At 65.0% G+C, this 24,500-nt stretch carries 19 protein-coding genes; 6 read left to right on the top strand and 13 right to left on the bottom strand.

What is annotated here, in order from left to right; genetic code table 11:
* Positions 1-49: 49 nt before the first annotated feature.
* Complete coding sequence (gyrB, locus tag G9408_RS15560) at positions 50-2,596, bottom strand: DNA topoisomerase (ATP-hydrolyzing) subunit B (RefSeq protein ID WP_168454833.1); 2,547 nt, start codon at positions 2,594-2,596, stop codon at positions 50-52.
* A 106-nt stretch (positions 2,597-2,702) separates the two neighbouring features.
* Between gyrB and G9408_RS15565 the strand changes: the two genes are divergently transcribed.
* Complete coding sequence (locus G9408_RS15565; RefSeq protein ID WP_137869724.1) at positions 2,703-3,161, top strand: hypothetical protein; 459 nt, start codon at positions 2,703-2,705, stop codon at positions 3,159-3,161.
* A 148-nt stretch (positions 3,162-3,309) separates the two neighbouring features.
* Here the strand turns inward: G9408_RS15565 and G9408_RS15570 are convergent, their stop codons facing one another.
* The 8 genes from G9408_RS15570 to G9408_RS15605 form a co-directional block, all read right to left on the bottom strand.
* Positions 3,310-3,816: a hypothetical protein gene (locus tag G9408_RS15570; RefSeq protein WP_235957863.1), complete on the bottom strand. Its 507-nt coding sequence runs from the start codon at positions 3,814-3,816 to the stop codon at positions 3,310-3,312.
* A 1-nt stretch (position 3,817) separates the two neighbouring features.
* On the bottom strand, positions 3,818-4,489 hold the full coding sequence (locus tag G9408_RS15575; RefSeq protein ID WP_235957865.1) for a nitroreductase: 672 nt from the start codon (positions 4,487-4,489) through the stop codon (positions 3,818-3,820).
* 4 nt (positions 4,490-4,493) lie between these two features.
* Entirely contained in the window at positions 4,494-5,369 is an 876-nt protein-coding gene (locus G9408_RS15580) for an RDD family protein (RefSeq protein ID WP_168454835.1), read from the bottom strand.
* Positions 5,366-6,403 carry a stage II sporulation protein M gene (locus G9408_RS15585; protein ID WP_168454836.1) on the bottom strand — a complete coding sequence of 346 codons (1,038 nt, stop codon included), beginning with the start codon at positions 6,401-6,403 and terminating at the stop codon, positions 5,366-5,368. Before G9408_RS15585 ends, G9408_RS15580 begins: the two co-directional genes overlap by 4 nt.
* Positions 6,400-7,716 (bottom strand): DUF58 domain-containing protein, encoded by a 1,317-nt coding sequence (locus G9408_RS15590; protein ID WP_168454837.1) that lies wholly within the window; start codon positions 7,714-7,716, stop codon positions 6,400-6,402. Before G9408_RS15590 ends, G9408_RS15585 begins: the two co-directional genes overlap by 4 nt.
* Positions 7,717-7,837: 121 nt before the next feature.
* Positions 7,838-8,803, bottom strand: a complete 966-nt coding sequence (locus tag G9408_RS15595; RefSeq protein WP_328804484.1) for an AAA family ATPase — start codon at positions 8,801-8,803, stop codon at positions 7,838-7,840.
* The gene (locus G9408_RS15600; RefSeq protein ID WP_168454838.1) at positions 8,793-10,025 is read right to left on the bottom strand and encodes a DUF4350 domain-containing protein; all 1,233 of its coding nucleotides are present in this window, start codon (positions 10,023-10,025) and stop codon (positions 8,793-8,795) included. The genes G9408_RS15595 and G9408_RS15600 overlap by 11 nt, the downstream gene beginning before the upstream one ends.
* Positions 10,022-10,726 (bottom strand): DUF4129 domain-containing protein, encoded by a 705-nt coding sequence (locus G9408_RS15605; protein ID WP_168454839.1) that lies wholly within the window; start codon positions 10,724-10,726, stop codon positions 10,022-10,024. Before G9408_RS15605 ends, G9408_RS15600 begins: the two co-directional genes overlap by 4 nt.
* 180 nt (positions 10,727-10,906) lie before the next feature.
* Between G9408_RS15605 and G9408_RS15610 the strand changes: the two genes are divergently transcribed.
* Positions 10,907-13,114, top strand: a complete 2,208-nt coding sequence (locus tag G9408_RS15610; RefSeq protein WP_168454840.1) for a dehydrogenase E1 component subunit alpha/beta — start codon at positions 10,907-10,909, stop codon at positions 13,112-13,114.
* A gap of 110 nt (positions 13,115-13,224) precedes the next feature.
* Positions 13,225-14,274: an ACP S-malonyltransferase gene (locus tag G9408_RS15615; RefSeq protein ID WP_168454841.1), complete on the top strand. Its 1,050-nt coding sequence runs from the start codon at positions 13,225-13,227 to the stop codon at positions 14,272-14,274.
* A 193-nt stretch (positions 14,275-14,467) separates the two neighbouring features.
* Here the strand turns inward: G9408_RS15615 and G9408_RS15620 are convergent, their stop codons facing one another.
* The 4 genes from G9408_RS15620 to G9408_RS15635 form a co-directional block, all read right to left on the bottom strand.
* Entirely contained in the window at positions 14,468-15,121 is a 654-nt protein-coding gene (locus G9408_RS15620) for a response regulator transcription factor (protein ID WP_328804485.1), read from the bottom strand.
* 101 nt (positions 15,122-15,222) lie between these two features.
* Positions 15,223-16,683 carry a UbiA family prenyltransferase gene (locus G9408_RS15625; protein WP_168454842.1) on the bottom strand — a complete coding sequence of 487 codons (1,461 nt, stop codon included), beginning with the start codon at positions 16,681-16,683 and terminating at the stop codon, positions 15,223-15,225.
* The gene (locus G9408_RS15630) at positions 16,673-17,959 is read right to left on the bottom strand and encodes a glycosyltransferase family 39 protein (protein ID WP_168454843.1); all 1,287 of its coding nucleotides are present in this window, start codon (positions 17,957-17,959) and stop codon (positions 16,673-16,675) included. Before G9408_RS15630 ends, G9408_RS15625 begins: the two co-directional genes overlap by 11 nt.
* Before the next feature lie 30 nt (positions 17,960-17,989).
* Positions 17,990-18,358, bottom strand: a complete 369-nt coding sequence (locus G9408_RS15635; protein WP_120217798.1) for a DMT family transporter — start codon at positions 18,356-18,358, stop codon at positions 17,990-17,992.
* A gap of 177 nt (positions 18,359-18,535) precedes the next feature.
* Between G9408_RS15635 and G9408_RS15640 the strand changes: the two genes are divergently transcribed.
* The 3 genes from G9408_RS15640 (at position 18,536) to G9408_RS15650 (ending at position 24,479) form a co-directional block, all read left to right on the top strand.
* Positions 18,536-18,874 (top strand): hypothetical protein, encoded by a 339-nt coding sequence (locus G9408_RS15640; RefSeq protein WP_168454844.1) that lies wholly within the window; start codon positions 18,536-18,538, stop codon positions 18,872-18,874.
* A gap of 1,557 nt (positions 18,875-20,431) precedes the next feature.
* Complete coding sequence (locus G9408_RS15645) at positions 20,432-24,106, top strand: RHS repeat protein (protein ID WP_168454845.1); 3,675 nt, start codon at positions 20,432-20,434, stop codon at positions 24,104-24,106.
* Complete coding sequence (locus G9408_RS15650) at positions 24,075-24,479, top strand: hypothetical protein (RefSeq protein WP_168454846.1); 405 nt, start codon at positions 24,075-24,077, stop codon at positions 24,477-24,479. Before G9408_RS15645 ends, G9408_RS15650 begins: the two co-directional genes overlap by 32 nt.
* The last annotated feature ends 21 nt before the right edge of the window (positions 24,480-24,500 follow it).

The raw sequence follows: 24,500 nt of genomic DNA on the forward strand, positions 1-24,500 counted from the left end.
TGCGTCCGGATGTGCGATTTTGACCGTTTTAACCGATCAATAACTGAAATTATACGTCCAGATTCGCCACCGAAAGCGCGTTTGTCTGAATGAAATCGCGCCGCGGTTCGACCTCGTCGCCCATCAGTCGTTCGAAGATTTCGTGCGCCACATCGGCCTGTTCGGCCTCGACACGCAGCAGCGAACGATTGGCCGGATCGAGCGTGGTTTCCCAAAGCTGTTCGGCATTCATCTCGCCCAGCCCCTTGTAGCGGCTGATCGCGAGACCCTTGCGGCTGTGCGCGAAGATCGCCTCGAGCAGTTCGGACGGCCGCGTGACCGGGTTGGCCTTGGCGTTCGTGGTTGCGGGCAGATCGCCCTCTTCGCCATCGGCCGTCTCGGCTTCGACCTCGGCGGCCGCGCCCGTGGCTTTCACCAGCCGGCCCGGACGCGCATAGGTGTCGGCCTGTTCGGCGGCGAGCTTGTGCATCCGGCGCGCTTCCTGGCTGGCGAGGAAGCCGGCGTCGATTGCATGATGGTCGCTGACCCCGCGCCAGCGGCGTTCGAGCGTGTAGCCGCCGCCCTCGACTGCCTCGACGGTCCATACCGCCTCGGCGCCGCCGGTCAGCGCGCGCTCGGCGGCGTTGAGCCAAGTTGCGGCGGTCGCGGCGGCGCTGTGGCGGCCCGCCGTGTCGAGGTCGGGATCGAGCGCGCCGGTCAGCGCGAGCGCCTCGACCAGCCCGTGATTGAGGTTGCGCGGGACGTAACGCATCAGCGCGCGGAGGCGCCGGCCGTGGTCGATCAGTCCGCGCAGATCCTGCCCCGAGCGTGCCCCGCCCGCCGTTTCGAGCAGCAGCGCGTCGATGCCGGCATCGACGAGATAATTTTCGAGCGCGGTATCGTCCTTCAGATAGACCTCACTCCGCCCCTTCGCGACTTTGTAGAGCGGCGGCTGCGCGATGTAGAGATGGCCGGCCTCGATGATCTCGGGCATCTGGCGATAGAAGAAGGTCAGCAGCAGCGTGCGGATATGCGCGCCGTCGACGTCGGCGTCGGTCATGATCACGATCTTGTGATAGCGCAGCTTTTCGAGGTTGAACTCGTCGCGGATACCCGTGCCAAGCGCCTGGATCAGCGTGCCGACTTCCTTCGACGAGATGATGCGGTCGAAGCGCGCGCGCTCGACGTTCAATATCTTGCCCTTCAGCGGCAGGATCGCCTGCACATGCCGGTCGCGGCCCTGCTTGGCCGACCCGCCTGCCGAGTCACCCTCGACGAGGAAGAGTTCGCACTTGCTGGGGTCGCGTTCCTGACAGTCGGCGAGCTTGCCGGGCAGCGACGCGATGTCCATCGCGCCCTTGCGCCGCGTCAGCTCGCGCGCCTTTTTCGCGGCTTCGCGCGCCGCGGCGGCGTCGATCACCTTCTGGATCACCGCCTTGGCATTGGCGGGATTTTCTTCGAGCCATTCGGTCATCCGGTCGGCCATCAGGCTTTCGAGCGGCTGACGGACTTCCGAAGAAACCAGCTTGTCCTTGGTCTGCGATGAGAATTTCGGATCGGGCAGTTTGACCGAAACGATCGCGGTCAGCCCTTCGCGCATATCCTCGCCGGTCAGCGACACCTTTTCCTTCTTCAGCATCCCCGACTTTTCACCATAGCCGTTGAGCGTGCGCGTCAGCGCGGCGCGGAAGGCGGCGAGGTGCGTGCCGCCGTCGCGCTGCGGGATGTTGTTCGTGAAGCAGAGGACATTTTCATAATAGCTGTCGTTCCACTCGAGCGCGACGTCGATGCCGATGCCGTCGCGTTCGCTGCTGATCGCGATCGGATCGGGCAGCAGCGCATTCTTGTTGCGGTCGAGATATTTGACGAACGCCGCGATCCCGCCCTCGTAGAAGAGGTCGTGGCTTTCATGTTCGGCATGGCGCGCGTCGACGAGCTTGATGCGGACGCCCGAATTGAGGAAGGCGAGCTCGCGATAGCGATGCTCCAGCTTTTCGAAATCGAATTCGGTGACATTCTTGAACGTCTCGGTCGATGCCATGAAGGTCACGCGCGTGCCCTTCTTCCCCGCGGGCGCAGGGCCGTTGACCTTGAGCGGTGCAACCGAATCGCCATGCTCGAAGCGCATCCAATGCTCTTCGCCGTCGCGCCAGATCGTGAGTTCGAGCCATTCCGAAAGCGCGTTGACGACCGAGACGCCGACCCCGTGCAGGCCGCCCGAAACCTTGTACGCATTGTCGTCGCTGGTGTTTTCGAACTTCCCGCCCGCGTGGAGCTGGGTCATGATGACCTCGGCCGCCGAAATGCCTTCTTCGGCGTGGATGCCGGTCGGAATACCGCGGCCATTATCCTCGACGCTGACCGATCCATCGCTGTTGAGCGTGATCAGGACGAGGTCGCAGTGACCCGCGAGCGCTTCGTCGATCGCATTGTCGCTGACCTCGAACACCATATGGTGCAGCCCCGACCCGTCGTCGGTGTCGCCGATATACATGCCGGGGCGCTTGCGCACCGCATCCAGGCCTTTGAGAACCTTGATCGAATCGGCGCCATAGGCGTTGGTGTTGGGCTGGTTGGAAGGCGCGCTTGGCGCGCTGGTTTCGGGCGTGTCCGTCATATCGATTATATAGGGTCGAAGGCCGCAAAACCCAAGCGAAAATGCGGGTCTTGGCCAGTTTGTGACGAGCGTTGCATGGTCCCGTTGCGACGGCTAGATTCGCGCCATGAAAACCACTCCTTCGCCTCGATTTTCTCCCCGCCTTTCGCTGGCGTTCGCTGCCGCGCTCGCGGCGCCGCTGGCGGCGTGCAGCCAGCCCGCGCCGCCCGCCGAAAATGCTCCCGCCGTATCGGGCGAGCCGCTCGCGACGCGCGCGGTGATGATCGGCACCGAAGGACCGAGCCTGCCCGCCTGCTCGAGCATCAGCCGGGTTAAGCCGGGCGGCACCGATGTGTTCTGGGCACCGGGCGAAACGCGCGCGGTTAAGGCAAAGCTGGCCGGCGGTGCGAATGTGTCGCTCTGCGAAGCCGCCGAGAATGACGCGTGGTTCGGCATCGTCTTCGCCGCGCCCGGCACCGATCCCGACATGTGCGGGGTCGGCAAATCGGTGGCCAGCGCGCGTGAATATCAGGGTCCGTGCCGCTGGGGCTGGATCCGCGGCGGGACGGTACAGCTGGGGGGATAGCGCCCATATCCTCCCTGTGGCGAAGTCATGGGGAGGGGGACCGTTCGCGCAGCGAATGGTGGAGGGGCTTTGCGACGTAGCGCTATCGCCCCTCCGTCAGCGCTTTGCGCTGCCACCTCCCCATGGCTTCGCCACAGGGAGGATCACTCTACCGACAATCCTCGATCACCCGGCCAATCTCCGACTGCACCGGTAGCGTCAGCGCGCCGCCCCCCGGCGCTTCGAGCGCGAAACGGCCGCGGCTGAATGCAATGCGGTCGAGCCGGGGATCGCGGCTCGGCAGCGCCGCGCTGCCGCCGTCAAAGCGGATCTGGTCGGTCCCGGCGCTGGTGCGCAGGCTGACCGCCCCGGCCAGTCCCGACGTCAGCCGGATCATATCGCCGCTGCACGCCATGGTGAGTAGCGGACTCGCGCTGCCGGTCGGGACGAAGGCGGCGGCGCGGCTGCCCGCGTCATAACGCCAGCTACCCGCATCGACGGCGCGTTCTTCCCACCCACGCGTCGGGGTCGGCAGCGGCGCCGGGGTCGGTGCAGCGGCGACTGGGGCGGGTCGCGGCGGCGGCGGCGCGGGGGTCGGCACCGCGGCGCAACCGGCGACCGCCAGCAGTAGCGGCACCATCAGCCCATATCGTGTCCACATCGCCTGCCGCTTCATATCAAAATCCCTGCCAATCGATCACTTCGTCCAGTCCCACGCGCGGCACCGGCCACTGGTTCACCGGCGTGCTTTCGTCGGCATAGCCGATCGCGAGGCCGGTGAACAAAATCTGGTCGTCGCCGAGCGCGAGTGCCTGCCGCACCGTCGCGCCATACATCGCCCAGCATTCCTGCGGGCAGCTGGCGAGGCCATGCTCCACGAGCAGCAGCATCACCGATTGCAGCCACATCCCCATGTCCGACCATTGCGGCGGCCCCATGATGCGCGAACAGTGGAGGAAAAGCATCACCGGTGCGCCGAAACCCCGGTAATTCTCCACGAACTGAGCGAGGCGCCCCGCCTTGTCCTCGCGCGGGATGCCAAGCGAGGCGTACAGCGCCTCGCCGACCCCGAAGCGCCGCGCTTCCCACGGGTCGGTCAGCCCCTTGGGGTAGATGTCATATTCGGGCTGGTAGCCTTCGCGGCCCATCGCCAGTCGCGCGGCGACCGCGTCCTTGACTGCCTGCCAGGGTGCGCCGGTGAGCACCGTCGCCTGCCACGGCTGGAGATTGCCGCCCGACGGCGCGCGCTGCGCCGCGGTGAAAATCTCGCGGAGCAGTGCGGGATCGACGGGCTGGTCGGTGAATTTGCGCACCGAGCGCCGCTGGTGCAGCGCGGCGGTTACGGACATCGGGTCAGTCGCTGGCATATTTATCCTCTCGCCGTTTGCCGAACAGCAATTTGCGTTCGAGCCGGGCTTTCAGTTGGCGGTAGTAGCTGAGCAGGAAGACGTCATCCTCTTCGGCGATCGCGCGGCCGATCTTGGCGCGGATCGTGTCGGCGACCTCGCGCATCGCGCGCGCGTCCTTGCTGCGCAGCACGCGTTCGAGCTCCTGCAACTCGAAAATGCCATAGACCGACAGCTCGGCTTCGCTGAATAGCATCGCGTCGCCAGCGCCATCGGTGGCGATGTCGGCGTCGAGCTTCACCCGCTGCGCCATCACCACCCAGGTTCCGGCGATCAGGTCGCCCATCCGCATCCGATCGCGGTTGAACAGCAGGAACAGGCTGAGCGTCAGCGACCACAGCACCCCCGCCAGCATCGTCCACCCCGACACCGCATCCTCCGCCGCGCCGACGCCGACCATCATCAGCGGCAGGAATAGCTCGAGCTCGCGGATCAGGTTGCGCGCAACCACCGCATCGGCGGTCAGGCGGCCGCCATCGCGCGCGACGACGCGAATGCCCATCAGCCGCTTGCCCGGCGTCGCGGCGCGCGATCCGAGCTCGAAGCCGATGAACCAGAAGGTGCGCAGCACAAAGGCGCCGAGCATCCACACGACGATGGTGATGTCCGATTGCGACGCAAAGCCGATCCACAGCATGACCAGCGAAAAGAGAAACAGCGCCAGTATGATCAGGATCAGGTCGACCAGCAACGCGCCGAAGCGCAGCCCCGAACTCGCGATCTTCAGCTCGAGATCGACCCCCTCGGGGGTGATGAACTGGCGGATTTTTTTTGCCCGCGACGCGCGCGACTTCGCATTGGCCTTTGCGGCGGCGGCGCTCATGTCACATCCTCGCGGCGCGGGATGTAATAATAGCCGATCCAGAACAGCAGCATCAGCGTGCCGATGCCATAGCGCAGCATCGTGTCGGTGATCAGCTGGCGCCCGAACCCTTCGAGCAGCCCGGCCATGAACAGCATCAAAATGACCCCGATCATCACCTTGCCCGCGGTCCGCCCCGCATGCGATGCCGCCTGCAACCGGCTGCGCGCGCCGGGGAAGACCACCGCGGCGCCGATGCGCAGCCCGGCGGCGCCCGACAGCGCCGCGGCGAACAATTCGGTGGTGCCATGGATGAACAGCCAGCCGCCGAAATCGAACCCCAGCCCCTTGCCGGCAAACACCGCCATCATCGCGCCGAGGCCGATGCCCTGATAATATTCGAGCATCATCGTCGGCACGCCAAAGGCAAAGCCCAGCGCAAAGGACATGATCGACACGCGGCTGTTGTGGGTGAACAAATAGGTCGCGAATATGTGCAGCCCGCTTTCGCCCTCGCCCGCCGCCTTGCCATGGCCGAGCGTCGATTGCAGAAATTCCCTGGTCGCGCGCGGGTCACGCCCGCCCGCCATGTCTTCGCCGACGAAATTATAATACCATTCGGGGTTGCTCGCGACGAGCGAATAGCTGGTGATCGCGCCGAGCAGGATGATCAGCGAAATGATGATCGTCTCTTTCCACACCGACCGCACCGCGGCGGGCCAGTCGTAGAGGAAAAAACGTCGGACCCGGTTCCAACGCGTCTCGCGCACGCCATAGACGAGGAAATAGCCGCGGATCGACAGCGCCTTGAGATGGTCGAGCAACGCCTTGTCGAGGCTCGTCGCGCGCGCGATCGACAGTGACGACAGCGTGGCGCGATAGAGCAGGGGCAGCTGCAACAGCTCGTCGCTGGTCAGCGCCTTGGCACCCTTTTTCTCCAGCTTGGTCAGCAGCAGGTCGAAGGCGATCCAGTCGGCCTCGCGCTCGGCGCGAAAGCGGCTGGCCGAAAAGCTGGGGGCGTCGAGCGCGCGGGCAGGGGGCGCCGCGGGGATCACAGCGTGCCCGCCCGTTTGATGCCCAAATAGGCCTCGATCGCGCTCGCCCCCATCGCGTCGGCGGGGACTTCGAGCACGTCGGCGCCCAGCCGCTGCAGCCGCGCGATCACCAGCTGGCGGTCGCGCAGCATCGCCGCGGCGACGTTCGACCGCGTGACATCGGCGCCGGCTTCGGGACGGCGTCGCTCCTCGCCCTCGACTTCCTCGTCGCGGATCACGACGAACAGCAACCGGTGTTTCCTGACCAGCCGTCCCGCCGCACGGATCATCAAATCGGCACTCGTTGCATCGGTGAATTCGGTGAACAGGATGATCAGCGAGCGGCGGTTGAGCTGGGCGCCGAGCGTGGTCAGCGCGAGGGTGAAATTGCTCTCGACATGGGCATAGTCGATCAGGCTCGCGGCGCGCTGCAACGCCGGGAAATCCTGCGTGTGCATATAGGCGGGGGTCAGCGCCTGCGGTTTTGCGGCAAAGGAAAACAGGCTGATTCGGTCGTTGAGCTTCAACCCGACATAAGCAAGCAGCAGCGCCGCCGACACCGCGCGGTCGACGCGCGGCATGCCGCCCACCGGCTCGGCCATCGTCCGCCCGCCGTCGATCGCCAGCACGACGCGGTTGTCGCGTTCGACGCGATATTCCTTGGCCAGCAGTTTGACGTGGCGCGCCGACGCGTTCCAGTCGATCGCGCGCCGGTCCATCCCTGGTTGATATTCGGCGAGCGCCTCAAACTCGGTGCCTTCGCCGCGCAGGCGTTGCTGGCGAAGGCCGAACCAGCTGTTACGCTGGAACAGGCGGCTGCCCTCGTCGGTCACCGCGCGCAGGCTGGGGACGACACTGATCGTGCCGTCGATGGCAAATTTGCGCTGTTTCCAGACCAGCCCCAGCGGCCCCGCCCAGCGAATCCACAACGCCTCGATTGCCGCCTGCCCGCGCCGCGACGCGGTGAGCGGCAGGGTGCGGGTCAGCGCTTCGCCGTCGCTCGTCCGGCGCATTTCACCCGCCAGCCGCCCGCCCTCGACAAAGCGCTCGTCGAGTGCGAGCGCCAGTTCGGCGCGCGGCGGCACCGCGCGCCCGCGCGCGGCGAGCGTCAGGTCGAACGGATCGCCGACCCCGACCTGATGCGGAAAACGCGCATCGAGGCTGAGGTGGCGCGGACTGGCACCCGCGACCGTGTCGAGGATCAGGCATGCCAGAACCACCCCGATCCACCCGGGCGCCACCAACCACAGCTCGGGCCGCACCAGTCCCAGTGCGAGCGCCATCGGCGCGCCGAGCAGCAGCAGATAGATCGCGCGGCGGGTCGGGTAGATCATGCGAGCCTATCCCCTATTTGTTCGTCATTGCGAGCGGAGCGAAGCAATCCAGAGCGGCTTGCCACGCCCTGGATTGCTTCGCTCCGCTCGCAATGACGGTGCAACGGTGACGAGCTCCCGTTCACCGCGGCACTTCCTCGCGCTCGAGCAGCGCCGCGACGACCTGTTCGACGCTGCGCCCTTCGATCTCGGCCGCCGCCGACAGGATGACGCGGTGGCGCAGCACCCCCGATGCCAGTCGCTGCACATCGTCGGGGATCACATAATCGCGCCCGTCGAGCGCCGCCGCGGCGCAGGCGGCGCGCGCCAGCAACGTCGCGGCGCGGGGGCTGGCGCCGCATTCCAAGTCGGCGCTTTCGCGCGTCGCGCGGACCAGGCGGACGATGTAATCGACGATATCGTCGGCCAGCCGGACGGTGGCGATGGTGTCGATCGCCGCCGCGATCGTCTTGGCATTGGCGACCTCGGTCACCCCGAAATCGGCGACGGCGGGGCTCTTGAAGCGCCCGCCATGGTCGGCGACGATACGGCGCTCCTCGTCGGCGGCGGGATAATCGACCACCAGCTTGAACAGGAAACGGTCGAGCTGCGCTTCGGGCAGCGGATAGACGCCTTGCTGTTCGATCGGGTTCTGCGTTGCGAGCACGGTAAAGCGCGGGCTCATGACATGCGGCTCGCCGTTGATCGTGACGCGGCGTTCCTGCATCGCTTCGAGCAGCGCGGCCTGCGTCTTGGGCGGGGTGCGGTTGATTTCGTCGGCGAGCAGCAGTTCGGTGAAGATCGGCCCCTTGGTGAGGGTGAAGCTCGACGTCTGGAAGTTGAACAGGTTCGACCCCAAAATATCGCCGGGCATCAAATCGGGGGTGAACTGGATGCGCCCGAAATCGAGTCCCGTCGCGCGCGCGAACGCCTGCGCCAGCAACGTCTTGGCGGTCCCCGGCGGGCCTTCGAGCAGCACATGCCCGCCCGCCAGCAGCGCGATGGTGACCATGCGGGTCAGCGGTCCCTGCCCGAACACGACCTTGGCGACCTCGCCTTCGATCGCGGCGCCGAGCGCCTGAACGCTGTCGATGGGATTAGCTGTCACGCAGTAGATCCTTCCTGATGTCGTGCAGCGCCTGCGCGTCTGCCAGAAACTCATGGGTATTGCGCGCGAGCGGCAGTCGCCGGGCGAGCGCGGAAAATGTTTCGCCGCCGCGCAGATGCTTGTCGATCCAGCGGTCGGTTGCGGCGTCATCGAGCCCGGCGGGGGCGTGCAACCGCCGCGCGATCGCGCTGCGCTGGCTGCGGACATAGGCATCGGCGCCGTCGAGCTCGCGCCGCGCCTGCTTGATCAAATCGGCGCTGTTGGCGATCAATGCCGCCTTCGACACCGCGATGGCGCGCGCCGGTTTCAGCGCCGGGCCGAACCGCATCCACGCCTGCCACAGCGCGAGCAGCCCCGCCGCGATCAGGCACAGGGTGATGCCGATAAATGGCGGCACGAACGCAAAGCGCAGCAGCGAACGCTGGCTGCCGAACCCGTTCAGCGTCAGGTCGAACGCGATCCCGTCGGCGTCGGCATCCTCCGCCACCGCGTCGATCAGCACCGCCGCGGCGCGGGCGCGATCGCGGCTCGCAAAGGCCAGGTTGTTGACGAAATCGGGGTCGGACAGGATGTAGATTTCGTCGTGGGTGCGCTTGGCGAGCAGCGCGCCGCCGTGCGGAAAGCCGATCATCGTCGCGAAGTCGCCGGAGGTTATGACCTGCGCCCGCATTCCACGGAGCGGCAGCGCGACGTTGCGCCCGCCGACGAAGCCGGTCGCGGTGGCGCCGCGCGCGTGCGGCTCGCTGACGATCTTGTCGATCGCGCCGATCGTCGGCGGCAGCGATTTGGGCGACGGGGCGCTGGGAAAGCCTTGGCCCGACCAGCCCGCCTTGTCCGGATGCCGCCCCGTCTGCCATTTCGGCAGCACGATCAGCACCGGCCCGCCGCGGTTTCCCTTGATTACCCGCGCCAGATCGTCGGGCTTGGTCTGGTGCGAGGGGGTCAGCACCAGCAGCTCGCGCCATTCATCCTCATATTGCGGCGCCTCTTCGCTGCGGCGCAGATCGACCACCGCATCGCTGCGTTCGAGCAGGTCGACGATCCCCGCATAGCCCGGTGCCGCCTTCGACAGCGCATGGCCGCCGCCGTCGTTACCGCTGCTGAGCTGCGGGCCGAGCGCGATCAGCGCCCACAGCGCGATGAACGCGATCACGCCGATCACAACGACCCCCGCGATCAGGCGCGGGTTGAACCCGCCGTCGCTCGTCGCCCCGTCGTTCATGCCCGCGCCCAATTCTTCGGCACCGTCAGTTCGGCATAGGCGCTACGGCACTGTTGCCACGCATCGGCGTCGATCGATCGTCCACCGAACAGGCTGATCTCGACCGCGCGCGCGATGCGGCTGAAGGCGCCCTGCGCAACCACCGGCAGGTCGCGCGCTTCGGCCAGATCGCGCGAGGTCATCGCGGGTTTGACCAGCCCCGGGCGACGGCCGTCGATATCCTCGACGCTGCGATAGAGCAGCAGGTGCACCGCCTCGGCAAAGCGCCCCTCGGCGGCCAGTGCATCGGCTTCGCTCAGCAGCGCGCGCGCGGCGCCCGCTTCGGCCAGCCCGATGTCGTCCGCCGCGTCATCCTCGCCCGCCTTGCGCCGGAACGGCAGATTGTCGACCCAGCGCGCAAAGGCGGGAACGAAATGATAGAGCAGGAACAGCGCGAGCAGCGCGACGCCGACCCACAGCAGCGGCTTGGCGGCGGGCGCGCTCCACTGGAAAAAACTGCCGATCATGTCGAACAGCGATTTCAGCCATTCGGGCGTCGGCGGCGGTGGCGGCGGTGGCGGCGGAAACGCGGTCTGGATTTCGCCGCCCGCGATCGTCTGGCTATAGGCGGGATCGACGAGTTCGGGATCGATCAGCCAGCCGCCACTGGCGCCCGGCGCTTCGGCCGCCGCTGACGCCTGGGCGATCCACAGCGACATCATGCCCAAAAGACTGTTCCGCCGTGCATCGTCATCGCGCCAAGGCGTAGCGCGAGGCGGCGCGCCAAGGCAAGAGATGCTTGCACAGGCGACTGCCCCGTTATAGCGCGCTGCCGCATGGGTCCGATGGTTGCGGGCGTAACCAGCCGCCAGAATGGGCGAGGCCGAACGGGAGGAATTTTAGTGGACGCGGCGCAGGCAGTACATGAAAAATTCCTCGCCGCGTTGGCGACCGGCCGCTTGCCGGGCCGCGCCGATGCGCCCGATCCCGCCGCGATCGGACTGTCGCGCGCCGACGCGACCGACATTTTCCTGTCGCAGCTCACCAGCCGCCAGATGGACCGCCTGTCGCGCCACCTGCAGGCGCGCGGCGAGGGCTTCTACACGATCGGATCGTCGGGGCATGAGGGCAATGCCGCGGTCGCCGCGGCGCTGCGCGTCACCGACATGGCGTTCCTCCATTACCGCTCGAACGCTTTCCAGCTCCACCGCGCGCGCCAGTTGCCGGGTGGAACCCCGACGTGGGATATGCTGCTGAGCTTCGCCGCGTCTAGCGAAGACCCGATTTCGGGAGGCCGCCACAAGGTGATCGGATCGAAACCGCTCAATATCCCGCCGCAAACCTCGACGATCGCCTCGCACCTGCCGAAAGCCGTCGGCGCGGCTTTTTCGATCGGCATCGCGCGGCGGCTCGGCATGGACGGGCTGGCGCTCCCCGACGACGCGGTGGTCCTGACCAGCTTTGGCGACGCGTCGGCGAATCATTCGACCGCGCAGGGCGCGTTCAATACCGCGGGCTGGGCGGCGTTCCAGGGCTCGCCCATGCCGCTGATCTTCCTCTGCGAAGACAATGGCATCGGCATTTCGACGCGCACGCCCACGGGTTGGATCGAGGCGCAGTTCCGTCACCGCGCCGGGCTGCACTATATCCAGTGCGACGGCAGCGACCTCGCCTCGGCCTATGCCGGGGCGTGCGAAGCCGCCGACTATGCGCGGCGCTATCGCAAGCCGGTGTTCCTCCACATGGCGACGGTGCGGCTCTACGGCCACGCCGGGTCGGACGTGCAGGGCGCCTATCTGCCCAAGGCGCTGATCGAGGCCGACGAGGCGCGCGACCCGCTGCTCGCGGGCGCGGCGCTGATGGCCGAGCAGGGGTGGATGACCCCCGCCGAGATCGCCGACGTCTATGAAGACATCGGCGCGACGCTGGCGCGGCAGGCCGAGGCCGCGATCCTGCGCCCCAAGATCACCACCCCCGCGCATGTGATGCAGAGCATCGTGCCGCCCAGCCGCGAGCTTGCCCGCGCGAACACCCCCTCGGACGAGGACCGCACCGCGATGTTCGGCAGCGATGCGGGCGCGATGGACAAGCCGCAACATATGGCGCGGCTCTTGAGCTGGGCGCTCGCCGACCTGATGCTCGCCTATCCCGAAATTGCCGTAATGGGCGAGGATGTCGGGCCGAAGGGCGGGGTCTATAATGTCACCGCGAAGCTCCACCAGCGCTTTGGCTCAGCGCGCGTGATCAACACCTTGCTCGACGAACAGGCGATCCTCGGGCTCGCGATCGGCATGGCGCACAACGGCTTTGTCCCGATGCCCGAGATCCAGTTTCTCGCCTATGTCCATAATGCCGAGGACCAGATCCGTGGCGAGGCGGCGACCTTGAGCTTCTTCTCGAACGGCCAATATACCAACCCGATGGTCATCCGCATCGCGGGGCTCGGCTATCAGAAGGGTTTCGGCGGCCATTTCCACAACGACAACAGCCTCGCGGTGTTCCGCGACATTCCGGGCGTCATCCTCGCGGTGCCGTCGAACGGGCGTGACGCGGTCGCGATGCTGCGCGAATGCGTGCGGCTCGCGCGCGAGGAACAGCGCGTCGTCGTTTTCGTCGAGCCGATCGCGCTCTACATGACCCGCGATCTCCACGAGGAGGGCGATGGGCTGTGGACGAGCGTTTATGAGGCGCCCGGGGCCGCTGCGCCGATCGCTTTCGGCGACGTGGGCGTCCACGGCGACGGCAGCGACCTCGCGATCGTCACCTATGGCAATGGCTACTACCTCTCGCGCCAGGCCGAAAAGCTGCTCGCCGCCGACGGGGTGAAAGCGCGCGTCATCGACCTGCGCTGGCTCGGTCCGGTCGACGAAGACAAGCTCGTCGCCGCGGTCGGCGATGCCAAGCGCGTCCTGATCGTTGACGAATGCCGCATCACGGGGTCGCAAAGCGAGGCGCTGATGGCGACCTTTGTCGAGCGCACGCCGGACAAGAAGCTCGCGCGGATCGCCGCCGACGACAGTTTCATTCCGCTCGGCAAGGCCGCAACGCTGACCCTGCCCAGCCGCGACAGCATCGTCGCGGCGGCGAAGGAGCTGCTCGCCAAGGGCTGATAACAAAACCGTTTGCCCTGAGCTTGTCGAAGGGCCGTTCTTATCTTTGACGACGCAGAAGGAAAAACAGTGCTTCGACAAGCTCAGCACGAACGGATGAGGGGACGGAGATGAGCAGCGCGCGCAAAACCGCGCTCGTCGTCGCCCCCGGCCGCGGCACCTATGGCAAGGGCGAACTCGGCAGCATCGCGCGTTTCCACGGCGCGCGCTTCGCCGAGCTGATCGCGAATTTCGACGCGCAGCGCCGGGACCGCAGCCAGCCGACCGTCACCGAACTCGACGGCGCCGATCGCTTCAGCGTCGCCACCCACATGCGCGGCGACGTTGCAGCACCCTTGATCTACACCGCGACCGCGCTCGATTATCTCAGCATCGACCGCGAAAAATATGACGTCATCGCGGTCGCAGGCAATTCGATGGGCTGGTACAGCGCATTGGCGCTCGGCGGTGCAGTGTCGGTCGCGGATGGCTTCCGGATCAGCAATGCGATGGGCCTCAACAGCCAGACGCACGGCCCGGGCGGGCAGATATTGCTGCAAGTCGTCGATGAGGATTGGCGCCCGGTTCCGGGCTTGCGCGAAACCCTGTTCGATCTGGTCGATGCCATCGCCGCGCGGCCCGGCCACGCCCTCGCGCTGTCGATCGATCTTGCCGGGATGCTCGTCTTTGCGGGCGACGAAGCGGGCCTCGCCGCGCTCCTCGCCGAAGCGCCGCCGACGCCGGGGCGCGACCCGCTACGCCTTGCCGGCCATGGCCCGTTCCACACCCCGCTGATGTTCGGCAGCGCGGACAAGGCGAAGGCCGAACTGCCGCCCGCGCTGTTCGGCGCGCCGACGATCCCGATGGTCGATGGTCGCGGCCATGTCTGGCGCCGCTTTGCCAGCGATCCGGCGGCGGTGTGGGATTACACCTTTGGCCACCAGATCCTCGCGCCCTACGACTTCGCGCTGTCGGTGCAGGTTGCGGCCCGCGAATTTGCCCCCGACGTCATCATCCTGCCCGGCCCCGGCGACACGCTGGGCGGCGCGATCGCGCAATCGCTGATCGGCATCACCTGGCAGGGGATCGCGGGCAAGGGTGATTTCATGGCGCGGCAGGCATCGGACCCGATCCTGCTGTCGATGGGCCGTCCCGAACAGCGCGCGCTCGTCACCGGCTGACGTTGCATGGGAAACGAATAGGGTCGGCAAGGGAAGGAACATTCCCCTGCCGACCCTGTCGGTCGCGCGCGGTCAGGTGGGGTGGACCGCGCGCGGGTGAACGGCAGCGCCCATGGGGACCAACTCAAGAGCGGTGCGCCGTTCATGTGCCTTATAGGCGGGACGGCGCGCGGCTGGCCGCTTGCCGCGGCGATCATGCACCAGAATGGACCGGATTGACCGCCGCGCCGCGCGCCTGTTCGGCGATGAATTGCCAGCGCAGCAGTTCGGCGACGCTGTCGGCCCCGGCGCGGCGCATGATCTTGGCGCGATGAACCTCGACGGTGCGCGGGCTGAGATCGAGCTGCCGCGCGATCGCCTTGTTGCCGAGCCCCGCAGCGATCGCGTCCAATATGCTGCGCTCGCGCGGGGTCAGCGCCGCCAGCCGCGCCTCTGCCTCGCGGCGCCGATGCAGCGCCGCTTGTCGCGCCTGCCAGTCGCCAGCCGCCGCGTCGATGACCCGGCGCACGATGCGCGGGTCGAGCGGCGCCGCAAGCAGGTTGCGCGCGCCGCCGCGCAGGATCGCGCGCGATTCGGCGATGCTCAGCTGCTCGGCGGCAACAAAGACCGCCAGATCGCCGCGCCCCGCGATCCGTTCGAGCAACGCCGCGCCGCTGACCCGCCCGGGCTGGTGCCAGCGAAAGAGCAGGATGGCGCCGTCATGGTCGCCGTCACCCTCCAGCCAGTCATCGGCGTTGGCAAAGCAGCGGACAACGCGGTCGCCCCCTGCCGCCAGCGCGCGAAAACAGGCCGCGCGCTCGGCGGGATCGGGCAGGATCAGGTGGATATGGCCCGCAATATCGCTCACCCGATCCTGCTGCCCCCGCCGAGCGGGCGCGGCCAGCACCTATCGATCGGCGACGGCGCCGTTCCGGAGCAATCGCGCGCTGCTTGCGGCGACCGGTACGATCAGCCGGTGATCAGTTGAACCGCCGCAGGTCCGTAAAGCGCGACCATGAAGATGCCGGCGGTCACCGCGCCGACGAGCAGGCTGCGCCGGTCCTTGATCGCAAAGGCGACCGGATCGCCCTCGACCTCGCCGCGCCGCGCCATGATCCAGATACGGTTCAGCCAATAGAGAAGCGGCAGGCAGAGCAGCCACAGCATTTGCGGCTGCGCATAATTGGCCGCGGTCGCCGGATCATGGGCAAAGAGCGCCAGCACGAGGATCGCGACCATCCCGGCCGAAATACCCGACATCATCACGACATCGAGGTCGCCGCCGACATAACCCCGCCCGCTCAGCAGGCGCTCGGGCTCGATCGCGTCGCGCATTTCGACATAACGCTTCAGATAGGCGAGGCTGAGGAACAGGAAGACCGAAAACAGCAGCAGCCAGAAGCTCAGCGCCACGCCGATCGCGATCGCGCCGATCCAGATGCGGATCGTGTACAGCGACGCAAGCACGATCGCGTCGCCGACCATCACCGCCTTCAGCCGGAACGAATAAGCGGTCGTGATCGCCATATAGGCGACGAACCAGAGCATGAGTTCGGCACCGCCGAGCCACCAGCCGCCGATCAGGCCGATTGCCGCCAGCAGCAACGACAGCCCCAGCGCCGCCGGGATCGTCAGATCGCCGTGCGCCAGCGGCCGTTTCCATTTGCTGCGATGCGCGCGGTCGGCGTCGATGTCGAGCAGGTCGTTCAGCAAATAAATCGACGAGGCGATCAGCGACATCAGCAGCGCCGCCGCCACCGCGGTCAGCAGCACCGCGGGGTTTGTGAACTGCCCCGATGTCATCGCGGGAACGATCACCAGCGCGTTCTTGGCCCATTGGTGCGGCCGCATCGCCTTGACGATCGTCCGCGCGGCGCCGGGGCGCGGGTCGCCGAGCCGTGCGACCGTCGACCCTGCCGGAACATGGCCGACCGACCAGCCGTGCCGCGCCTCGCGCCACAGGCACGTATCGGCGCGGCTGTCGCCGACATAGTCGAACGGCGAGTCGGCGCCGATCCGCGCGCGGATCGCGGCGAGTTTCGCCGGACCTTTCAGATTGGACCGGCCGCGTGTCGCGATCACCGGTTCGGCAAGCCCCAGATGATCAGCGATGCCGCGGATGTGCCGCCAGTGGCTGGCGCTTGCGAGGATCACCGGGCGCCCGTCGGCCTTTGCCTCGTCGATCAGGCGGAGCACTTCGGGACGATAGGGCAGGCGCGCCGGATCGACGCGGTCGCGCCGCGCCGCCAACGTCTTGGCGACCGCGCGGCCCGCGATCAGCCACGTCAGTACCGCGATCAGCGCGGCAATGCCCGACCGGGCGATCCGCACAAAGCTTTCGAGCGAAAGATCGGCGCGCACCAGCGTCCCGTCGACGTCGACGAACAGCGGCACCGGCTTGTCGGAGCGGAGGGGCTGCTCAGGCGGCATCGGGCGATCCCCTTCGCGCAAAAAGCCGCTCGATCCACGCTGCGATCGGAACCGCCGCCAGAACGATCAACAGCGGAATCACCGGATCCCGATACCGGACGATGATATAGGCGGCGGCGTGGATCAGCCAGAAGCCCGCGATCATCGCCGCAAAAATCCATTTGGCGTCGGGCGCGATCCGCCGCGAGGCGAAGGCGAACAGCCCGAGCAGCAGGATCAGGCCATATTGCCCGACCTCGACCAGCCGGATCGCGGCGACCGCTTTCGACGCCGCCATCTCGCCCTCGTCGGGGAGATTGGGTTGCCAGAAATAGAGGAGTTTGAGCGCCGCGAGCTGCGCCGCTGTGTCGGGGTTCGCGGCGATCCAGCCAAGCGCTTCGGCTTGCAGGCGGTCGGCGTTGCCGACCTCGCCCAGCTCCATGCGCGTCGCGTTCCAGTCCTTGCCCAGCGGCGTGTCGGCGATGCTGACAAAGCGGCCCGTCGCGGCCGGATTGTTGCCCAGATACAGGTTGAAGGCGGCGTTGGTGGTCAGCACCGGGCGACCGACCATCTGGTTCGTCGTATAAAGCCACGGCGCCATCAGCAACGCGGCCCCGGCGACGAAGCATAGCCCCGCGGCAAAGGCCGGCGCAAATCTGCGGCGCGCGCGCCACAGCAGCAACAGCGCGGCGGCGACGCCAAGACAGAGCAGCAGCGCCGACCCGCCGGTGATCAGCGCGGCGCCCCACAATAGACCGGCCACCGATGCCGCGACCATCGGGCGCTGGTTGCGCGCGATCGCGATCGCGCACAGCGCGATGCCCAGCAGTAGCGGCGTGGTCAGATTCTCCTTCGCCAGCATCGTCGCATTCCACAGCCCGGGCAGCCAGAGCGCATAGGCGGCGGCGGCGAGCAGCCCCGCTTCGCGGCGGGCGGATAGTGCCAAGCCGAGCCGGTAGATCAGCCAGATACTCGCGGCGCACAACAGCATATTGACCGCAACGGCCGCCCCCACCGAACTTCCCACGATCAGGAACACGGGCGCGAGCAGCAGCGGATAACCCGCGCTGTAAAAGGCGTGCTGGCCATAATGGTCGGCGAGCTCGCCGCGTTCCGCCAAGCCTTCGGCCATCGTGAAATAGGCAAGCGCGTCGCTTTCGAGCGGATGCTGCAAGGCCCACGCAGCGGCCACTCGCAGCCCGACCGCGACCAGCATGATCGTGACGAGCAGGATCGCGCGCGTCCGCGGCGAAAGCCCCGATGACGAAGGGTTCACGGCGGGTGCGGGCGCGGTCATCGGGCGGTGTCTGAGCGCCGTGGCAAGGAATTATGCGGACCGCGCGACGAGCACGCAGCCCGCGGCGATCATCAGCGTTCCGGCAATGCGCGCGGCGCTCAGGCTTTCGTCCAGCCACCAGGCACCGGCGAGCATCGTCAGAATGAAGCCGATCCCGACGAACGGGTAGGCCAAAGACAGCGGTGCACGCCCCAGCACGAACAACCAGAGCAGCGCGCCGACACCATAAAGGCAGAGCCCGAGCAGGATCATCGGCGATTGCACCAGCCCGCCAATTTCGCCGCCGATTCCCGCCGATCGCCCGCTAGCGGCGGACGTGGTCCCGACTTTCAGCGCCAGCTGTGCGAGCGCCGACAGGCTGACGCTGGCGAGAATGAGCAGGAACAGGCGCGCAGTCATGAGCGATCTTTCGGTTTATCAGCGGTTTGCCATTAGTCGCGGCATTTCAAGATAAGATTAATTGCCGCGCAATTGTCGAGCAAATTCGCGCGATCGGGTCGAGCCCGTGCGGAACGGCTGGAAATGCACTGGTGCATGGCCGGTCTTGCGGCGTCCGCACGCACAGGGAACGATGACATGATGATGATAGCTAGCGCTCCCTTTCGCCTGATGGCCGCCCTTGCCATCGTGTCGGCCCCGCCGGTCGCGGCGGAAGCGCCGGCACGTTACAGCGAGGACGCGATCCTCAACGGCACAACCGTCGCCATCGCGTCGCAGCAGCTGTGCGGGTTTCGCGTCGACGAACCGGCAATCCGGGCGCTTCTCGCGGCCAAGCTTCCCGACCTTACGCCCGAACTGATCGCGCTTCAGCTGCGCGGCTATGCCCGCATCCTGCCGACGCTGGGCCCCGAGCAGCGCCAGCGCCATTGCACCGAAATCCGCGAGCTGGCGGCGGCCGCCGGTTGGCTGCGCTGATACAGCTGCTGTCGGCCCACAAGACATGGTGGCGGGCTGGTGACCCCTACGGAAACGAAATTGACGATAAGCATTTGATATTAGGATTATTTCACCCCTCTATTGGAATCGTGCCGACAAATACCCCATCAACGACGCTCGCTTAGCCGCCTTCATGAATCGTTCGCACAAAGGTGGGGGCTTAGGGCTTGGTCGCTTCGCTGAAAATCGAGTGTCAGATCGACTACAAGGTTCAGGCTTCATCAACCGCTTACGTTCCGATGAGCGGAGATTGTTCGATCGCGAGACGGGGTTGTGATAGCACGCAATAAATGACTGACCGGTCGCAACTTGCAACAATTACTCAATCAAATTTCTTAGTTGAACGAGAAAGGTTCCATATTGGTGGTTTATATCAAAGTATAATTGACCGAAATTATCGGAAATGCTTCTTGCGGATAGCAACCAATTTTCAGGATTTGGTGCGCTAACAATCGCGGGAGCAAGACGTTGAACGTACAATTCGCAAGCAAGGAGCCCTCTAGGCTCCTGCGCCGCTTGGCATGCGTTGTGGCTTTCTGCATGCTATATCTTGCGACACATTCGAATTCTTACGCTCAAACCGTCATGCCGGGTAGTGAGCCTGCGGTCGCGCCATCGGCGACATGGGGCACCGTCGGGACGAGCGAGACCTTCCCCACGCCTGACGCTGCTTGCCGAAAACAGCATGAAATCTACAACCCCGGCGCGACCTACCAACCGCCCGAATTTGCGGCGCCTCACGCTTTCTATTGCAGATGGCTGGCACGGCAATTTGGCGGCCCGCCCGAAGCAAGCACCGTCCTACCTGCAATGACAATCCTATACTGTCCGGATCCCTATCACCTGACGCGCACGGGCATCTGCCGCCGCCTCACTGACACCAATCCCGAATGTGACTGTACCGAAGACAGTCAGCCTGTTTCTTTGGGCGCCAATCCGCTGGTCGGAAACCCGGTTTCCCTTGCGACCGGGGCCAAAATCGAATCGGAACTCGATTTCCAAACCGCTGACGGCCAGTTTGGAGTCTTTCGCCAATATAGAAGCCGCCAGCACAGTCTGTCGCGCATATCGTCGACGTCACTTCCGGGTTTTGGTCCGAATTGGCATGGCATATTGCCGGGCCGTCTCACAGTATTTGAGAGTAACCATAATCGGTTCGACAAGATCGAATATTTGACGCCATCTGGCGGGATAGACTATTTCAAGGTCTGGAATTTTTGGGACGCGACCAGCTGGGCTTATGTTGCCGATGCAAACGGGCGACGACAACTCGAAATGGTGGCACCGCCGCCGGCGTCTCGCAAAGCCTATTTCGAGGCCGCAGCGGCTGGCCCAAGCGGCTCTGCGGAGTTCAAGCTCACTGAATCCGATGGAAGCTACACGCTCTATCGCCGCGCCGACAATTGGTCCCCGGTGCTCCGCGAACGCAGCCTGATTCCCATCCAGCAAGTTCTGCCTGGCGGTTATACGCGATACTTCGATTACGATGACGTTGGAGAGTTTCCGACGAAGATCCGAGACAATTTCGGTCGAGAGATGACCCTGACTTGGGCGGAGGCAAAGGCAAAGAGTGTCTATACCTTCCCGCTGGTCGGCGGCGGGACGGGTTCGAATTTTGTCATCTATGGGAATATGCCGAGGGTATCGAAGGTCATCACCGAGGTCGCTCTGCCGGGAGGTGAGAAGTTGATCTATACTTATGGTGATACGTCATCGACGGCTCGGGTCGGCAGAGATGACCGATTGACGCGCGTCAGTCGCCGTGACTCGGCGCATGTGGAAATCTGGGCGCGTGAATATCTGTATGAGAATAGCGACCAGCCCTACGCCCTCACCGGGATCAAAGACCAGAATGGCCAGCGCCTCTCGACCTATGAATATCACGCTTATGGTTTGGTAAAGAGTAGCGAACGCGTCGGCGGCGTCGGCCGGGTAGAAATCGACTACACCGAACAGCCTGATCAACATCGCTATCGACTCGTGACAAACCCGCTCGGGCGCGAGGAGGTTTATCGGTTTGATCGAATTGATGGGCTGGTGTCGCGAGCCATACCCTCGGTCCTTGGCAAACGCGAAGGATTGGCGACGGCAACGGTAGAAGCCGACGTCGAAACACATGAGCACCGACTTTACATCACCACGCGGGAAGACGTGTCGATCATCCGCAATAAGTCGATCGACCCGCGTGGAACAGTGACCGAATTTGCCAACGACTATCAGACTCGACGACCAAATGAGATCATAGAGGCGCCTTGGACGAGTGTCGGTCGCACGACCAATTTTCAGTGGCATGCTACGCTGGACTTGCCGACGCGTATCGACGTACCCGGCCTTCGCACCGAAATGACCTATGGCGCGACGGGCGAACTTTTGACGCGCACCCTGACCGACACGACGACGCACAGCCTACCCTATGCGACGACCGGGCAGACGCGCACCGAAACTTACAGCTGGGGGGCTGGCGGGCGACTGACCGCGATCAATGGACCCCGCGCGGCGGTCGGCGTGCAGGACGACATCAGCAGCTTCGCTTACGACAGCGCCGGGAATCTGCTAACCGTCACCAATGGCCTGAACCACGTCACGACCTTTGCAGGCCATGATGCGAACGGCCGCCCGGCATCGGTGACCGACGTCAATGGCATTCAGACGCTTTTCACCTATGATGCATTGGGCCGCCTGCTGACGAGCACGGTCAGGCATCCGACGACCGCGGCGCTGGACGCCACGACAACCTACGAATACGACATTGAAGGCCGCGTCACGGGTATAATTGCGCCAGCGACCGAGAAGCTCAGCTTTGTATACGACCTGGCGGGCCGGTTGCTCGAGATTGCCGCTCCCGATGGCGAGAAGCAGAGTTTCGCGCATGATGCGATGGGCAATGTGACCGAACAGAAGATCAAGCGCGCCGACGGCGCGGTGCGCAGCACGATCGCGCGCACCTTTGACAGCATCGGCCGCATGCTCACCGAAACGCTCGGACCCGGGCGCACGACGGCTTGGCAATATGACAAGAATGGCAATCCCGTCCGCACGACATCGCCGCGCAGCCATGCGACCGACATGGCATTCGACCCGCTCAATCGCCTGACATCGACGGTGGCGCCCGATACCGGCACGACCGCGACGCTCTATAATGCCAAGGACGAACCGACGCGCTTTACCGATGCGGTGAATGTCCAGACCAACTTCGTGCGCAACGGTTTTGGCGAGATCATTCAGGAAACCAGCCCCGACCGCGGTACAAGCATTTATTACTATGATGCCGCCGGCGACCTGACGGCGGCGATCGACGGTCGCGGTCAGCGCATCGATTACACACGCGACATTCTCGGGCGCGTGACGAGCAAGACGCCGGTGGGACGTCCCGCGTCGGAGACCGTCACCTTTGCCTACGACAGCGGCGGCGTGGCGAATTGCCATTGCGTCGGGCGTCTCGCCAGCATGACCGACGCCAGCGGCACGACCAGCTTCGGCTACGACCACCGCGGCAATCTGACCGACCGCGTGCAGCCGGTTGGTGCGATGACGTGGACCCACGACCTGGCCGATCGCATCATTCAGGTCCGCTATCCGAGCGGACGCGACGTCGCCTACAGCCGCGATGCCAAGGGCCGGGTGATCGAAGTGAAAACGCGGGCTACCAGCGGGTCGGCGTGGACGGTGCTCGCGACCAACATCGCCTATGAGCCCTTTGGCCCGATGCTGTCGGCGGATTTCGGCAATGGTCTGAAGCTGGCGCAGGATTGGGGGAGCGACCGTCGGTTGGCGTCGAAGCGGCTCACCACCGCGGCTGGCGCTGACGTCTGGCACCTCAGCTACGGCTATGACGGTGACGACAATATCACCTCGATCACCGACCATGTGACCCCGGCGAACAGCCGCGGCTTTGGCTATGACAGCGTCGACCGGTTGAACCGGGTCGACGGCGGCACCAGCGGCTTTGCGCGCGAGGATTATGTCCACGACAAGAACGGCAATCTGCTGCGCGTCGAGCGGCGGGTGAACGCCGACGACGCCAGCCCGGCGCAGAGCGACGTGCATGCGATCGCCAGCGGGACGAACCGGCTGACGTCGGTGGTGCATGCCGCGGGGACACGCAGCTTCACGCACGACGCGCGCGGCAACCTCACCGCCGACACGCGCCCGGCGGGCGCTGGGGTTACGCTCGCCTATGACGGTCATGCGCGGCTGGCGAGCTATGCGCGCGCCGGCGCCGAGACGCAGGCGATGCTGTACAACGGGTTCGACGAGCGCGTCGGCCTGACGACGACGCTCGGCGGTAGTGCAGTCGAGGCGCGACGCTTTGCCTATGACGCGGGCCACCGCATCGTCGGCGAATATGGCGCGACCACATCGGATCTTCGCGCCGAATATATCTGGCTGCTGCCCGAGGTAGGCGACGGCACCGCGTTCGGCGGCGACGATGGGCTGGGCGGTTACATGCCGCTCGCGGTCGCGGTGCCCGACGGCGGCACAAGCAAGCTCCACTGGGTTCAGGGCAACCACCTCGGCACCCCGGTGGTGACGACCGACGCGAGCGGCGCCATCGTCACCCCGACCGGCTTCGCGCGCATCGGGTTCCCGGGGCAGGTCGAGCAGCATGCCGACCTCTATTACAACTATTACCGCGATTATGACCCGACGCTCGGGCGGTATGTCCAGGCCGATCCGATCGGGCTGGAGGGGGATCGCAATCCTTATGTCTATGCGGGGGCGAATCCATTAGCTGGCGGCGATCCGCATGGGCTCCAGACTGTCTCTATCCAAATTCCCCGCGCACCAATCCGGCGGCCTGGGCTGAGTCCAATTGGGCGAAACCCTCTTGCCGAAGGTGGATTCACCCGACCTCGCGTAAGGCAGCCTCAACCACGACCTCCTGTCATTAGGAATCCTAATTCTGGTTTGCCAAGCCCGGTAGAACAGCTAAACATCATATATCAGTTCGCTCACTCTCAGGGGTACTGCCCTACGAGCTTTTGGATTACTCCCTATCCTCGAACAGGGCGCGCTCCTGCAGATTTGCGCGAACACTACGCCGTCCAGCAAGCTATGGCCATGCCTTCTTTTGGCACGCCCGTACCGTTGCAAATGGGGGATGGTCGATTTCCGCCCGGATCGCAGAAAATGCGGCAGAACATTAACGGTGTTGAGGTTCACTACGTAGCCTTGCCAAATGGGCGATTCACTGACTTCAAACCAAAGTGAGACATTTATGAAAGTGAAGCGAAAACACAATCCCACGGAATTAGAAATGGAGATTTTTCGCCAAGATGAAATTTCTCATGATATTGAATATAAAGTTTATGGGATAGTGTTATTTGGAGGAAAGTTGAGCTATCTTATCCAATCGGGTCATAATAAGTTCCCCAAATGGATGCCGTCAGAACTGTTTTTTATTTGTGATAGTAATATTGAAGATTTTTGGAAAACTGGTTCATGGCTGGAAAATGGAATTGAATTGATCATATCTTATGACGAGCTATGCTCGGATTATGAACATTATGTAGGCATTATCGAAAGAGATGCTAAGGCTCTGTTGCTGTTTGATAGCGTTCAAAAACTGCGCAATTCGATATAATATGTAACCTGCACGCGCCTG

Origin of the sequence: Sphingopyxis microcysteis (genome assembly GCF_012274265.1) — a bacterium.
Classification (GTDB): domain Bacteria; phylum Pseudomonadota; class Alphaproteobacteria; order Sphingomonadales; family Sphingomonadaceae; genus Sphingopyxis; species Sphingopyxis microcysteis.